Here is a 14,633-nt window from a genome sequence, read left to right as displayed (position 1 = left end):
GGGGCGACCTGGCGCAGGGCCGCTAGCATGGACGCCGATGAGATCCGCCGTTTGAAGCCGGAATTGACGAGTTACTTGCACGAATTCGACGCCTGTTTCTCGCGTCGAGATACTCGTGCGCACTTGCCAACCTACGTCGAAGGCCAACTCTCCGAACTGCCCGCGAAGAGTTGCGAGCCGATGGCGCTGGCCGCCGGAGTGGCGCCGCGGACGCTGCAAGAGTTCCTGGCCCAGCACCGCTGGGACGAAGACGCCGTGCGCCGGCGACTCCAAGAGATCGTCCTCCGAGATCATGCGGGGCCGCACTCGATCGGCCTGATCGACGAAACGAGCGACGTCAAGAAGGGGGACAAGACGCCCGGCGTGCAGCGGCAGTACTGCGGCTGCGTCGGCAAGCAGGAGAACGGCATCGTCACGGTCCACTTGGGCTACGCGACCGGCGACTTCCACGCGCTGGTCGACGGCGAGCTGTTCTTGCCGGAGAGTTGGTCGGAGGACCGCCAGCGGTGTCGGGCCGCCGGCATTCCCGAGGACATGGTCTACCGCTCCAAGTGGAAGATCGCCCTGGAGCTTTGCGATCGGGCCGCGGCCCACGGCGTGATGTTCGACTGGCTGACGTTCGACGAAGGCTACGGCGGAAAGCCGCTGTTTTTGCAGGGCTTGGACGGTCGAAAGCAACGCTTCGTCGCCGAGGTCCCGACGACGTTCTCGTGTTGGACCGACCGGCCGCGCGTGACGGAGCGACCCTTTCGCCGCGGCGGTCGCGGCCGGCCCCGCAAGGTCCCGCGGTTGGTCGCCGCAGCGAGCGCCCCGCAGAGCGTGCAAGACCTCGCCGAGAACTGGCCCGAGCTGCGTGATCAAGCGTGGACCCGGTACTACGTGAAGGACGGCGAGAAGGGGCCGCTCGTGTGGGAGGCGAAGCACGCCCGCATCGTCATGAAGAACGACGACGGGTTGCCGGGGATCGAACTCCACCTGCTCGTCGCCCGCAACGCATTGAACCACGATGAGGTGAAGTATTTCATCAGCAACGCCCCGTCCGACACGACCATCGAGACGTTGTTGCTGGTCGCGTTCTCGCGGTGGCGCGTCGAACGGTGCTTCCGCGACCAGAAGCAGGAGATCGGACTCGATCAGTGGGAGGGCCGCTGTTACCTCGGTCTCAAACGCCATTTGATCCTGTCGTGCGTCAGCTACTTGTTCCTGGCCCGCTGTCGTGAACGGCTGCGGGGGAAAAAATCCGGAGGTCACGGTCTGCCAAGTCCACGCCGCCGTCGGCGCGCTGCTGCCGAGTTGGCAGCGTAACGGCCGGGCCTCGCCGACGCTCATCGAGCACACCGCCAACGTCATCCAGCACTGGCAACAACGCAACGCCGCCGCGCGGGCCTCCCACCGGAAGCGAACCCTGAAAAAACTGCGGAGAAACGGCATCATTCTCAAAGGCCTGATACGATGCAGATGGACGTGACCTAGCGCTGTAGTGTTAGCCGGCGTCGTCGAGGGACAATCTTGACGCCAGCCACGCCGGTCGGGGCAGGTGGGTAGGGTAGGCTTGTTATGTTGGCCGGGATAGCGCCTTGCGGCGCACCAGCAATGCAAGGGCGATAAACGTCGCCGAGGCGGCGATCGCGATCCAGCGCGTCTCGATCCCAGTCCCGGGGAAGGGCTGGGTGCGTGTCCAGATGCTCCAGCCGGCGGCGCCCGCGGCGATTGCCGCGCCCGGGATCAACACCGCGTTGACCGCCGTACGCCACCCCCCGGTTAGCGCCGCGTCCCCCAGCACCCGGCGGCTGTTGATCAGGAACACGAACACGAAGTACGCGATCGGGATCAGCATAATGCCGAACACGCTGGTCGGCACCGCGAGCCAAAACATGGCGTCCTTCCAGAAGAACGGCACCACGACCCCGAACACCAGCGGCGCCAGCGAGCCGAGAAAGTGCACCATCCCCCGGTGAGGCTGCCCCAGCACCTCGCACACCGCGTAGCCGTTGATCAGCATCAGCACCACGATGGTCGACAACGCCATCGCCAGCACGCCGCAGCCAAACACCAACTGCGACACCGACTTCCCCACCAACGGCTCGAGCGCCGCGGCCAGGTCCGAGGCGTCGCGTCGGACCAACATGGCCGCGAGCTGCCGGTCCGCGGCGGGCAGCGCCGCGCGCTTCGCCTGGCGTTCTTGGTCGCTCCACCCGCTTGCGTCCTCGCCGTACTCGGCCCCCAACCGCTTATCAAGCAGCCCCAGGTACTCCTTGGCCGGCGCGGCGCCGGCCGCCTCGCGCGTCGCCTCGATGCTGGGCTCGGCCGCCACCAGGGCCTCATTGTACTGGCCGTGGAACCGCGCCGCGGAAGACATCACCACGCAGCTCGTGGCGATCATGAACGGGATGAACAGGCCGACCCCTAAGTCCACGATCGACAGCCCGCGGAACCGGCGGTCCCAGCCGCGGTCGAGCAGTGAGTTGGGGAGCAGGAACGTCATGTTGACGCCCACCGCGGTGGCCGCGGCCGTGAACATCACGTCGCGCTGATCTCCCACGATCAGCCCTTGCCAGAACCGCGACCCCAGGTCTCCGGCTGCGGCCAGGGGCTCGCGAAACGCGGGCGATGGCTCCGTGACGGACGAGAGCCGCGGGATTAGGCCGCTAAACACGGCGCTCCAGTCGATGCCCCCCGCCACGCCGGTCAGCTTCCACACGACGCCAACAAAGCACAGCACAATCACCCCGACGAGCAGCTTCAACACCGACTCAAAGATGGCCATGCCGCGGCCGCCGCGTTCGTACGAGGCGATCGTCGCCAGCGCACACGTGGCCAGCAGCGCCACGGCCACCACCAATCCGGTGTTCCCGCCGAGCGTTCCGGTCGCCTCGTCCCCCAGCACGCCCGGCAGCAGGTTCTGGCGCAGCGCCGCGGCCCCCAGCGTGAACTGCGGCAGGCACCACACGATGTTGGCCATGATCGTGGCGATGGCCCAGCCCCAACCCAGCACGGGGTTCACTTCCTCAACCACCAGCCGGAACGGCCGGCGCCCTGTTGAGAGCGTCACGTAGGCGATCGCAGAGAGCATGGCCACCCCCAGCATCATCGCCAGCGGTTGCAGCCACATCATGCTGTACCCGCACAAAACGCCCAGGTAGAGCCCGCCGGCCAGCGACCCGCCACCCAGCGTGATGGCGCTCTGCAGCCAGCCGGGGCCGGAGAGCCTGAGATAGGTGACGGCTTTGGCGGCCGGGCCGCGGTCGGCCACCGCGTCGAGGGCGGCCCGGTCGCGGGCTAAACGGTTGTCGGGCTGGACCATTGCGATTCGTGGATTAGCGGGGGAGATTAGTGGCAATAGCATACACAGTCCCCGCCCCAGAATCACCCGCATGCCTCAACGCGAGACAACCATGGCCCCTCTTCCCGTTTCGACCAAGCCCTGCGAGCTCGATCTGCTGTCCCTGGGCGCCCTCGTCAACCGGCTCGACCCGGGTCAGGTCCCCTTCCGGGCCGCCCGCTCCCTCGAAGTCCACGTCTCCGGCGGCGAGTACAACGTCGCCGCCAACCTGGCGAGCTGCTTCGGCCTCTCGACCGGCATCGCCACGGCGATGGTCGACAACGGCGTCGGCGAGCTGATCGAACGCCAGGTGCGCGAGCGGGGCGTCCGCCCCTTCTACAAGCGGTTCGAGCACGACGGCGTCCGCGGCCCCAACATGGCCACCGTGTACAGCGACCGCGGCCACGGCGTCCGCCCCCCGGTGGTGTTCTACAACCGCGCCAACGAAGCCGCCGCCCTGCTGAAGCCGGGCGACATCGATTGGAAGCAGGTCTTCGCCGGCGGCTGCCGCTGGTTCCACTCCGGCGGCATCTTCGCCGCGATCGGCCCCCACACCGCCGACCTGATTGTTGAGGGGATGCAGGCCGCCAAACAGGCGGGCGCCATCACCTCGTTCGACCTCAACTACCGCGCCAAGCTGTGGAAGACGCTCAACCCCGCCGGTGGCGCCGACGCCGAGGCCCACGGCCGCGAGCTGATGAAGAAGATCGTCGCCAACACCGATGTTCTGGTCGGTAATGAAGAAGACCTGCAGAAGGGGCTCGGCCTCGAAGGGCAAAACGTCGAGTCCAAATCGAAGCTCGACCCCGAGGCGTTCTTCGGCATGATCGAGTCGGTCCGCAAGGCCTACCCCAACATCCGCGCGGTCGCCACCACGCTGCGCGAGGTGAAGAGCACCAACCGCCACAGTTGGGCCGCGGTGCTGTGGATCGACGGCGAACGCCACGTCAGCCCGACGATGGAGCTAGACGTCGTCTGCCGCATCGGCGGCGGCGACGGCTTCGCCTCGGGCCTGATCTACGGCCTCATCAAGGGCAAGCCGGCCGAGGACGCGCTGCGCCTAGGCTGGGCCCACGGCGCGCTGCTGACCACGTTCACCGGCGACGTGTCGCAGGCGACGCTGAGCGAGGTTGAGGCGCTGGCGTCGGGTGGGTCGGCGCGCGTGCAGCGGTAGCCGGGTCGCGCTCGCGCCACCCCACATGGAGCCGGAAGCGTCAGCGACCGGAGGCAGCGGCGGGGGCGACGAAAAGGGGACATTCTGCTTTTTCAATAAAGCGGAATGTCCCCTTTTCGTCTCCTCAATTGAATCCACGTTCGCCACCATCCGCCTCCGTCATCGCAAGACCAAGGGGAGCGGAACCCGGCGGACCAGCCTGGCGATGATGTTCAAGCTCGCCCAGTCCGCCGCCCGGAAGTGGCGAAGGCTCAGCAGCCACGACAAGATCACCCTCGTCATCGAAGGACGAATCTTCAAAGACGGTATCGTGCAGGACGCCGCTTAGCGACCGGGAGAGAACACGAGATTTGACAATAGCCCAGCACACGCTCCAAGGGGACGTATGGGACGTAGGCAACCTCGTTCGGGGGTGCGTCGGGATCGGCAAGAACCTCCGTGCCCTCGCCCCCCTGTCCGGCGAACCCGGGCAATGCTTCGAGCGTGAGCCCGGGCGGGGCCGCCAAGGACGTCGGGCCGGCAAGCCCTTCGATCAGCAGCTCCGAGGACACGGCAGACGCGTCGGCGTCCGTGTCGTGCAACTGAGCAAACTGGAGGACGGGGTCATTCGAAGCAGTCACGACCTGGTCGGCAATCGCCGCGGAGGCGACGCAGAGCTGCACGCACGCCACCGCGGCCAACGCGTGCCGCCGACCCGCGGTGCGGTCTTGGAGAAGGGTCCCTACGGCGTGACAGATCATGGCGGCGGAGCGAACGGGGCACGCGGTGGCCAGCGGAGCGCGGCAGGGTAGCGGTTGGCGCGCGGTGGGTCAAAGCAAGGCCGCGAGTGCTAGCGACGCCGGCGAACACCATCGCCAAACTCCTGGGGAGACAGCGTCTCGCTAGCAGAAGCGGGTCTTCTACAGAGCCAGATTGTCCCCATTTTATTCCCGCAAGAAGTTCCGGCCGCCTTTCCGGCCCCCCCTCTACCGGAGCTTCAACTCACAACCTTGCCCAACAGGGCGCCACGAGGCGATTCCCAGCACGCACACTAGTGCACCGATCAGCGTGAAGAAGCTGTACGGGAGGACGTAATGGAAGCGTTCAAAGGACGTGCTGCGGTAGGCAACGATCAAGTCGACCTGTCCAGCGATTACGGCAATGGTTGTTGCGAAACCGAGCAGCGTAGCGAAGGCCCCGAGCCACAACCCGATCCGCCTTCCAGACAAGGTTAATAGCCCCGCCAAGAATGTTGGCAGGTAGTACACCATGAGCAAGAAGGCGACCTCTCCGGTAAGCTTTCGCCTAGGCACGTCGGCCTCGGAGTAGCACGTGTGCATGACGAGGATCGCGACAATGCAGTAGACGCTGATCCCCCCGCCAAGGATCGTTAGCATCGAGCCGGCTACGAGGCGGGCGCTCTGCGGGTTTCCGGAGAGCCAACGGGTGACGCGTCCAACCATCCCGACGGGTTTGGCGAGGATGGGCAAGCCGTTAAGAACGCGGCCGAGTTCTTGCTTCACGCCCTCGGCCGTCTGGTACCGCTTGGCTGGATCCTTCTCGAGGCACTTGAGGGTGATGGTCTCCAGGTCGCGGGGCACCGTGGCGTTGAGCTTCCTGGGGCTCGGCGGCTCGTCGTGGATGACTTGGTGCAGCAGCATCCGCTGATTGCCGCGGAACGGGAGCTCGCCGGTGAGCAACTGAAACAGGATCACCCCCAGCGAGTAGACGTCGCTGCGGCAGTCGGCGACGTGCGAATCGCCGCGCGCCTGCTCGGGCGACATGTAGGCCGGGGTGCCCAGTAGCTGCCCCTGCAGCGAGACGGTGATCTCTCCCGCCTCGCGCTTGGCGAGGCCGAAGTCCATCAGGTGCGGCTCGCCAACCTCGTCCAGCATGATGTTGCCCAGCTTGAGGTCGCGGTGGACCACGCCCCTCTGGTGCGCGTGTTCTAAGGCGCCGGCGATCTTCATGCACAGCCCGGCCGCCTCGCGGGCGCTGAGCTGTTGACCCGTCAGCCAGTCGGCCAGCGTTAGCCCACGCACGAGCCTGCTGACGATGTAGAGCGTGTCGCCGTCGCGCCCGACCTCGTAGACCGGCACGATGTTCGGGTGGCTTAGCTGAGCGACGTTCTGCGCTTCTCGCAGAAACGCCTTCTCCTGCTTCTCGTCGAACTGCCCCTTGCGTGGGATCTTCACCGCCACGGTGCGGTCGAGCTTGGTGTCCTGCGCCTTCCAAACCGTGCCGAATGCCCCGATCCCCAGACGCTCGATCAGCCGAAAGTGGCCGATCTGGCTGACCGTGGTTGCGGCGTGCGACTGCGCGGCGTCGCTCACGAGGCAGAAGTCGCTGCTGCAGTTGGGGCAGAGGATGCTCGCCAGCTCCGCGTCGGGCACGAGCTCGATCGGGTTGTGGCAGTGTGGGCAGCGGACGTGCAGGCCCCCGCCGGAGCCGCCCGACTGGCGGGGCGCCGTCTCCGCTTCGCGTGCGTCGAGCGACGCGTGGGCTTCTCCCGCGAGTGCTGCGAGGATCTCTGGGGAATCTCGGTAGCGCTCCCGCAGACTCCGGCCCGCTTCGCTATCGCCGGAGCGTTCGCGCAGCGTGCGCTCCGTGGCGACCCACTCCGGAAAGGGGGTGGCGCCTGGGCCGAAGAGCGCCTCGGCGTAGCCCTCGGCCGATAGCGTCTGGGTTGATGGCGTGAGGGATGATAGCGTCTGAGATGATAGCGTTAGGGGCGTCTGCCCATCGCCGGCGGGGGGGCTCCGTCGCCAACGCTGCTCTAGGTCGATACAGACCAGTTCGAGGCAGAGCGATTGATCCTCGGCCTCGGCGCGCCACCCATAGTGCTCCAAGAAACGCCGCAGGTCGGGGGGCGGGCCAGAGGCCCAGGCCGCTTCGTAGGCGTCGCACGCTTCGTCGATCCGCTCGGCGGAAAGGCTGTTGGGGTCCTTCACACGCAGTTCGACTCCCGGTTCAGCACCAGCCAAACCCGTTGGAACTTGTTCATCTTCCGCTCGATGGTCCGCTCGGCGCAGCCCAAGCGTTCCGCGCTAGCGAGGGGGGTCTCGCCCCGCACCTTGCCTGCGCCGGGCCTGAGCGTGAACCGGCGTCGGTGAAGCCGCGCCACCTTGCGGCGCGCGATGGTCAGAAGCAGCCCCCAAAGCTGCGCCCGCGAGAACCGGCCGCTAGATCGCCCGTCGTCGACGCCACGGAAGAAGCTCGGTAGGACGCTGCTGGCGAGGTCTTCCTCGTCCGTGTCGCGCCGGGGGGCGCCCGCCAGGGCGCGGCGCGCGGTCGCCACGAGCCGTTCGAAGCAAGCGTCGTAGATCAGCGGCGCCGCATCGCGGTCCTCAACGGGGAGGCCGTCGAGCCAGCCCATCGACGGGTCTTTGGGGGCCCCTGGCATGGGATGTCACCTGACGGAGCCTGAGGGGCCGTTCCGGCGCGGCGGCCGGACTGTCGTAGCGTAGCCACGCCAATCGGGGGGTGCAACTCGGCAGGCCCTCAGGCTGCCCAGAACAAATCCGGCTGGATGCAAACCGGGGCATTCAACTTGTTCCGACGCCACGGCCTGCCGCGCGGGCGTCGCGACGCTTCCAGCCCCAGGGACCGCGCGGTCTGCCGGCGCCAGTCGCTGTCGCCCTACGGGGGGCGGGACGGGCAATTGCGCAGCGCCTTGAACCGGCTCTGTCAGACAAGGCCGCTGGAGTCGTAGAGAAGCAGGAAGGAGACATCCGACGTATTGCTTCTCAGACTCGAGAGGGTCGGGCTGGCGCGCAGCAATCGGTAGGATGCTCTCATGTGCTACCTCGCTCGACTGCCATCGATCCTGCTGGATTCTTCTTCCGCCGCCCCCCGGCTCGGGCTGATACACGTGGGGTCCGCCTTGGTGGGCAGTGTGGCGTACCAGTCGAGCGCCATCTTAGTCAGCCGCGCCGCGATTTCTGGGTGCTCCTTCGACTGATCTTTGGCGACGGCTTCGGCACGGTCCGCTTTCAAGTTGTGCAACTCGGCGCGTGCGCCGTCAAAGGTCGTCACCAGTTTCCAATCCCCGTCGCGGACGGCCAGGCGCGGCCACCAATCTGGCTCGGATCTCTTGCCCGTGTGCAGCCAGAATATCGGCCGGGTGCGGGCGACGGTCTCGCCATTGAATGCGGCGATCAGGTTCTCCCCGTCGCCCCGGGCCTCGGCCGGGGGCGTGACCCCAGCAGCGGCGCAAAAGGTGGGCAGCAAGTCGACGGCGCTGAACACGGTCGTGTCATCGATTGTTCCGGCCGGCGTGTGCCCCGGCCAACGCACGATGAACGGCGTGCGGACGCCGCCTTCAAACAGGCTGCGCTTGCGTCCGCGCAGGCCGCCGGTCTCGCCGACGCTGTAGTAGCTGCCATACTTGCCGGGTGATCCTTTGCTGCTGCTCGTGCCCTCCGGGCCGTTGTCGCTGGAGAAAACCACGATGGTGTTCTGCGCCACGCCGGCTTTATCGAGGGCGGCGAGCACCTTGCCCACCTTGTTGTCGCCGTCGGTGATGACGGCGGCATAAATCCGCTTCTGCTCATCATCGAGGCGCTTCCATTTCTCCAGCGAGGCGGGGGTGGGGCTGTGCATCGTATGGCTTTCGTGAAGCCACACGTTCACAAAGAACGGATGATCCTTGTTGGCTTCGATGAACTGCGCCGCCCGGTCGGCGATCGCGTGCGGTTGGATCCCCGGGCCCGGCCCGTGATATACCGCCGATTCGTCGATGCCGTAGTCCGCCATCGCCGGCTGGCCAGGCAGCCTGTCAACGGCCATGTGCCATTTGCCAAAGTGGGCCGTGCGATAGCCGGCGGCTTTGAGGTAGCGGGGCGTGGTGGGAGCTTTGGGGTCCAGCCAGTCGGGCTGCTCCGGCCCCGGACGACGGGCTCCGAACACACTGTTGACGCCGTAGCGGGAGGGATAGCGCCCGGTCATGGCCGCAACACGGCTCGGCGAGCAGACGGGGTTGAGCACATTGAACTGCCGGAAGTCCGTCCCCTCGCGGGCCAGCGCGTCAATGTTCGGCGTCTCCAGCCACGGATGACCGTGACAGGATAAATCGCCCCAGCCCCAGTCATCAGCGTAGATGAAGACGATGTTCGGCTTCTCCGCGGCATGAGCCGCCAACGCGCACAAAAGGGCGATTCCACCAATTAGTGTTTTGTACATGGACGTGCTCTTTCTGATTGCATTCTGAAACCGGACAGGGGTGTCCGGGGAGGATGGAAGGGGAACTTCTACTTTGCCGAGGTGAGTAGAACGTCCCCGATTTCGGTCTCTATTCTACGGCGTCGGCATACAACTCTGCCGTGCGTTTCCGGAGCTGTCCCAGCACCTCCGCATGCTCTGGGCTATCCGCCAGATTGGCCTGCTCCTGCGGGTCACGCTCCAGGTCGTAGAGCTCTTCGATCGGCGGGGTTTGCTCGTAGTACACGAAGTACTTCAAGCGGCCGGTACGCACGCCGCGGGAGCGGTACGACTGGTTTTCTTCGATCAGCTTCCGATTGATCTCGTCGATATTCGGCTTTCGCTTGGAGCGGAAGAGATCGACAATAAAGAGGTCCTCCATAAGCACCGCGTCCCGCCACGCAGTCGTGTCCTGCGTCTGGTTCAAGACCGGGCTGATGTCGCGCCCCTGCATCGAGGGCGGGGGCTCCACGCCCGCGAGCGATACAATAGTCGGCGCCATGTCGACGGAAGAAATCAGGGCGTCCTCACGCCGACCCTTTCCGGGTCCGGCTACCCGCCCGTCAAAAACGATCAGCGGCGCCTTCACCGAGTCCTCGTACAGCAGGCACTTGTCGAACAGGCCGTGGGACCCCTGAAAACGTCCGTTGTCGCTGGTGTAGATGATGACCGTGTTCTCAAGCCGCCCCATCTCCTTCAGCTTCTGTACCATCAGCCCCACCTGCTGGTCGACGCTGTACCCCTGGGTCGCAAAGCGACGCACCAGCCGCTGGTACAGGGCGGGGGTCGACGAGCGTTGGCGATGAAGGGGCACGCCGCGTGCGTAATCTTTCACGACCTGCGGCAGCAGTTCGTTGTCTCCCTCCACCCAGTTGTCCGGGGTCGAGAACTGGTAGTCTTTAAACTGCTGAAAATGCGGCATGTACATATGGCTGTCGCTGTCGTGCTTGACCGCATAAAAGCTGACCGACAGGCAGAACGGTTGCTCCTTGGGCTGGGTGTCCAGGAACCGCAGCATCGCCTCTCCGGTGTTCAGCGTACGCCCCGAGTCCTTACGACCCGCGCGGTAGATCTGCTTCAGGACCGGATCATCGGCCGGCCACAGCTCGAGGCCCTTCGTGGGAACCGTGTCGCTGCCGGCAAAGAAGTCGAAGACGTCCCCCATGTTCGCTTTGTAAGTATGCCCTTCTGGGGTGTTGGGGCGCTGCGCCTGCTGTGTGACCGTAAAGCCCACCTTGCCGATGAAGCCGGTGCGGTACCCTGCCTCCTTGAGGAGCGCCGGGTACCCTTTAGCAAAATCGGATCGAGACAAGGTGTAGTCGTCCGGCGCAACGAAGCCCACACGGTGACTGGAGGCATGCCGCCCGGTCATCATCGTCACCCGGCTGGGCATACAAACCGCTACCGCGTACGCCGCCTGGTCAAAGACAACGCCCTGCGCGGCCAGGAGGTCGATGTTGGGCGTCGTGAACTCCGGTCGGCCGTAGCAGCCCATGTTGTCCCAACGCTGGTCGTCCGTCATCAGAAAGACGATGTTGGGACGATCTGGCGGACCCGCCAGCAGCCCCATCGGGCCCGCGGCAAACAGACCCAAGATTCCGATCCACACAATGCGACGCGTTCTGTTTCGTATCATGGCAAAGGTCGGAGAGAAGGGATGAGGGGTAGGGGGCATTCTACTCATTGCCGCCAGACGCGTGTGACGTGGTAGTGCGGCCGGCGGCGCCCCGCCACGCGCGTCGCCACGAAGGATCACGTGGTGCACGCCCCCCCTTTGCGATGCTCGGTCCGGCCACGGCGTACGCGCAGATGCGACGGGCGTTTCGCAGCCGGGACGAAGAACGGGGACGGCTCCAGTCCTCGACGTCGCCGAAAGCGAGAGATGGACCCGCCCCCCGTCTCCCAACCAACGGCCGGCAGCAACGCCGCCGGGCGAGCCGAGAGCCGCAAAGCGCGCCAAGCAGCCACGCCGGCGCCGGCCACCACCCGAGCGGCGGCTCGGGACGCCGCGCGACGGGGCGTCAACGGAGCGCCAAATAGCCCGGGAGGGACTCGAACCCCCGACCAAGGGATTATGAGTCCCCTGCTCTAACCAACTGAGCTACCGGGCCAGCTTGCTTAGAATCCAGAGCGGCGGGGTATCTCCCGCCGCTCTGGTGCGAGGATAGCCGCCATGGGGGGGGCGGGCAACGGACGTCCTGGTTGGCCGGGGGCCCCGTTGGCGGTTACCATGGTGGGACCGACGCTACTTCCCCGAGGCTCACGCCATGCTGCTCACTTTGATGCCCCTCGCCCTCTCCGAGGCGATGACCCGCTTGCTGTACCTCGCCGGCGGGTTCTTGTTGGTGGTGCTGGTCGTCGTCGGCCTGATCTTTGTTTTCAGCTACGGCAAGCTGTGGCTGCAGGCGTACATGTCCAACGCCCCGGTCAGCCCCTTCACGCTGGTCTTCATGAGCCTGCGGCAGGTGCACGCCCGCACGATCGTTGAGGCGAAGATCATGGCCCAGCAGGCGGGCGTGGGGACCGACCCCACCACGGGCATCAACACCCGCCGGCTGGAGGCCCACTACCTGGCCGGCGGCAATGTGCCCCGGGTGATCCAGGCGATCGTCTCGGCGCACCGCGCGGACATCGACCTCGACTTCGACCGCGCCGCGGCGATCGACCTTGCCGGGCGTGACGTGTTGGACGCGGTGCGGACCAGCGTGTCGCCCAAGGTGATCGACTGCCCCGACCCGGAGAAGTCGCCGCGTTCGACCCTGAGCGCCGTGGCCAAGAACGGCGTCGAGCTCAAGATCCGGGCCCGGGTCACGGTCCGCACCAACCTGAAGCAGCTCATCGGGGGCGCCACCGAGGACACCATCATCGCCCGTGTCGGCGAGGGGATCATCACCGCCATCGGTTCTTCGATGGACCACCTGAACGTGATGGAGAACCCGGACCGGATCAGCAAGGCGGTGCTCGAGCGGGGGCTCGACGCGCACACGGCGTTCGAGATCGTGTCGATCGACATCGCGGACATCGACATCGGCGAGAACATCGGCGCCCGGCTGCAGGCGGACCAGGCCGAGGCCGACACCCGCAAGGCCCAGGCGCTCGCCGAGAAGCGTCGCGCAGACGCGGTGGCCCGCGAGCAAGAGATGAAGGCCGAGGTGGCGCTCAATCGCGCCCACGTCTTCCTGGCCGAGGCCGAAGTCCCACGGGCGATGGCGGACGCCTTCCGCAAGGGGAACCTCGACCGCATCGGCAGCAACGGCGCTGCTTGACGTTGTTGCGCGAAGGTGTTGTCGCGGGACGACGTTGCTCTCGCAAACTTCTGCTAGCAGACGCGCAACGCGGTAAGTCGCACAGCACCGAGCATAGCTCGGCAGCTATGGATTGCGTGCGTCACTGACGCCGCTATTGCAGTCGCAGCGCCCGTTGGAAGCTGCGCATGTACAGCTCCATGTCGGGCGAGTCTTCTTCGAACTCGGTCAGCATGTTCCAGCGGTCGTTCTCGTAGACCAGCACGAACACCTTCTCGCTGCGCGAGTCGACGGTCTTGATCGAGGGGGTGTGCGGCGCGGATTCGCGCAGGCGTGCGGCTTCGGCGCTGGCCGCTCCGACGGGGTCGTACGAGTCGAGGCCGATGTCGTCGGCCGTGCCGCGGCCCCCTTCGGGGTCCGAGTACCGCAGCTCTTGCAGCCCGCTGTCGGGCATCCGCCGTGGGTTGCGGCTCTTGCGGTCGGAGGGCTCGTCGTCTGGCTTGGGCCTGATCCGCACCATGAGCGAGCCCTCGGTCACGATCCGCACCGTCGCTCGGTAGAGGTCGCCCGGGGTGCGGGGCTCCTGCAGCTCTTCGGTGACGCGGGTGGTCCACTGCGGCTGCATCCCCCCCGGCACGACGGCCCTGACCCGTCGGTCGCCCGAGCTGGTGTCGCCGACCCCCTCGCGCACCATCGAGAGGATGGTCGCCAGTTTCTCTTCTGGGGTCCGGACCGGTTCGACGGTGGTCGTGGGGGGCTTGTCGGGCTCGCAGCCCGCTAGCGCGATCGCCAACGCCGCGAGTCCCCCCACCGTCAGCCGCAGTCGAAGAGTGGAAACGGTGCTGGGCTCGCGATTCATGCCGGATTCGGTCGAGTGGCTAACGGGACGCGTCGGGCCCGGCCGGACGGGCTAGGGGCCGCCGAACGGGTCTTCATCGCTAGAAGGGTTGCTGAATGGGTCGGCCCCGCTGAACGGGTCGTCGCCCGCGGGTGGCGATGGCGCTGCGCCGAACGGGTCCTCCGAGGAGGGGGGGGCCGGCTCGGGGCCGAACGGGTCTGTGTCGTCCATCGGGCCCGGCGCGCCCGGGCCGGGCCCGCCGAACGGGTCGACGTCTTGGGCCGGGGGCATGGGGCCGGGGCCTACGCCCCGCACGCTCACGTTGGGGAGCTGCTCTCTCACGCCGCCAAAGAGCGAACGCCCCAGCGCGCCGAAGACGCCGCCGGGCGCCATCGAGCCGACCGCCTCTTGCGGGACGTCTACCCCCGGGCTGTCGGCGCCGCTTGCCGCCCCATTGTCTGCAAACGGGTCGGCCGGAGCGTCGGCAAAGGGGTCGTCCTGGGCGTCGGGCGTCGCTGAATCTGGCGTGGCAGCCGCCTGCTTGGGCTCGTCGAGGAACGGGTCGCTGGTGGGGTCGGCGTCGGTCTGGTCGGGCCCGACGCGGCTGATCTCGACTACCCGGCTGCTGTCCGACGCGTTGAGCAGGTTGGCCAGCGGCACGCGCACCTGCACCCTCAGCACGCGGTCCTCGGGCACGTAGGGTTCGCGCGCCGTTACGACGCGGGGCGTCTGGGCCGTCGCTACGCCCGCCCCCAGCACGGTGATGATGAGTACGGCGCCGATTGCCGAGAGGGCTGGCCGCGCGGTGCGGATGGCGGTGGGGGCTAGCGTGGGCATCGAACCGATCAGGTGAGAGGCGGATGGGGGCGGCCCCGC

The 14,633-nt window shown here is 66.7% G+C and carries 10 protein-coding genes, 1 tRNA gene and 1 pseudogene; 4 read left to right on the top strand and 8 right to left on the bottom strand.

The genetic code is table 11. The annotated features are described in order from the left end of the window. Positions 1-27: 27 nt before the first annotated feature. Complete coding sequence (locus tag Pla175_RS23540) at positions 28-1,305, top strand: IS701 family transposase (RefSeq protein ID WP_315851498.1); 1,278 nt, start codon at positions 28-30, stop codon at positions 1,303-1,305. A gap of 250 nt (positions 1,306-1,555) precedes the next feature. On the opposite strand, the gene Pla175_RS23535 is transcribed toward Pla175_RS23540, so the two are convergent. Continuing rightward, positions 1,556-3,304 carry a divalent metal cation transporter gene (locus tag Pla175_RS23535; protein ID WP_197527103.1) on the bottom strand — a complete coding sequence of 583 codons (1,749 nt, stop codon included), beginning with the start codon at positions 3,302-3,304 and terminating at the stop codon, positions 1,556-1,558. A gap of 91 nt (positions 3,305-3,395) precedes the next feature. On the opposite strand from Pla175_RS23535, the gene Pla175_RS23530 reads away from it, so the two are divergent. Both Pla175_RS23530 and Pla175_RS23525 read left to right on the top strand, forming a co-directional pair. Further along, complete coding sequence (locus Pla175_RS23530) at positions 3,396-4,496, top strand: sugar kinase (RefSeq protein WP_145291386.1); 1,101 nt, start codon at positions 3,396-3,398, stop codon at positions 4,494-4,496. A gap of 127 nt (positions 4,497-4,623) precedes the next feature. Further along, positions 4,624-4,824: pseudogene (locus tag Pla175_RS23525) on the top strand (IS256 family transposase); the annotation flags it as partial. A 637-nt stretch (positions 4,825-5,461) separates the two neighbouring features. On the opposite strand, the gene Pla175_RS23520 reads toward Pla175_RS23525, so the two are convergent. The 5 genes from Pla175_RS23520 to Pla175_RS23500 all read right to left on the bottom strand — a co-directional run bounded on the left by Pla175_RS23520 (position 5,462) and on the right by Pla175_RS23500 (position 11,785). After that, positions 5,462-7,426: a serine/threonine-protein kinase gene (locus tag Pla175_RS23520; protein ID WP_197527101.1), complete on the bottom strand. Its 1,965-nt coding sequence runs from the start codon at positions 7,424-7,426 to the stop codon at positions 5,462-5,464. After that, entirely contained in the window at positions 7,423-7,878 is a 456-nt protein-coding gene (locus Pla175_RS23515; RefSeq protein ID WP_145291381.1) for an ECF-type sigma factor, read from the bottom strand. The genes Pla175_RS23520 and Pla175_RS23515 overlap by 4 nt, the downstream gene beginning before the upstream one ends. Positions 7,879-8,276: 398 nt before the next feature. Next, positions 8,277-9,656 carry a sulfatase-like hydrolase/transferase gene (locus tag Pla175_RS23510; RefSeq protein WP_145291379.1) on the bottom strand — a complete coding sequence of 460 codons (1,380 nt, stop codon included), beginning with the start codon at positions 9,654-9,656 and terminating at the stop codon, positions 8,277-8,279. Between the two features lie 109 nt (positions 9,657-9,765). Next, positions 9,766-11,310 (bottom strand): sulfatase-like hydrolase/transferase, encoded by a 1,545-nt coding sequence (locus Pla175_RS23505; RefSeq protein ID WP_231954034.1) that lies wholly within the window; start codon positions 11,308-11,310, stop codon positions 9,766-9,768. Between the two features lie 401 nt (positions 11,311-11,711). Next, a tRNA-Ile gene (locus Pla175_RS23500) sits at positions 11,712-11,785 on the bottom strand. Between the two features lie 156 nt (positions 11,786-11,941). On the opposite strand from Pla175_RS23500, the gene floA reads away from it, so the two are divergent. Beyond that, positions 11,942-12,940, top strand: a complete 999-nt coding sequence (gene floA, locus Pla175_RS23495; RefSeq protein WP_145291376.1) for a flotillin-like protein FloA — start codon at positions 11,942-11,944, stop codon at positions 12,938-12,940. 133 nt (positions 12,941-13,073) lie between these two features. Here the strand turns inward: floA and Pla175_RS23490 are convergent, their stop codons facing one another. Both Pla175_RS23490 and Pla175_RS23485 read right to left on the bottom strand, forming a co-directional pair. Further along, the gene (locus tag Pla175_RS23490; RefSeq protein ID WP_145291373.1) at positions 13,074-13,778 is read right to left on the bottom strand and encodes a hypothetical protein; all 705 of its coding nucleotides are present in this window, start codon (positions 13,776-13,778) and stop codon (positions 13,074-13,076) included. Between the two features lie 51 nt (positions 13,779-13,829). Further along, on the bottom strand, positions 13,830-14,594 hold the full coding sequence (locus tag Pla175_RS23485) for a hypothetical protein (RefSeq protein ID WP_145291371.1): 765 nt from the start codon (positions 14,592-14,594) through the stop codon (positions 13,830-13,832). Between the last annotated feature and the right edge of the window lie 39 nt (positions 14,595-14,633).

This window comes from Pirellulimonas nuda (genome assembly GCF_007750855.1).
GTDB lineage: Bacteria > Planctomycetota > Planctomycetia > Pirellulales > Lacipirellulaceae > Pirellulimonas > Pirellulimonas nuda.
Note: the sequence above shows the minus strand (reverse complement) of the source record. Positions and strands in the feature narration are given on the sequence as shown.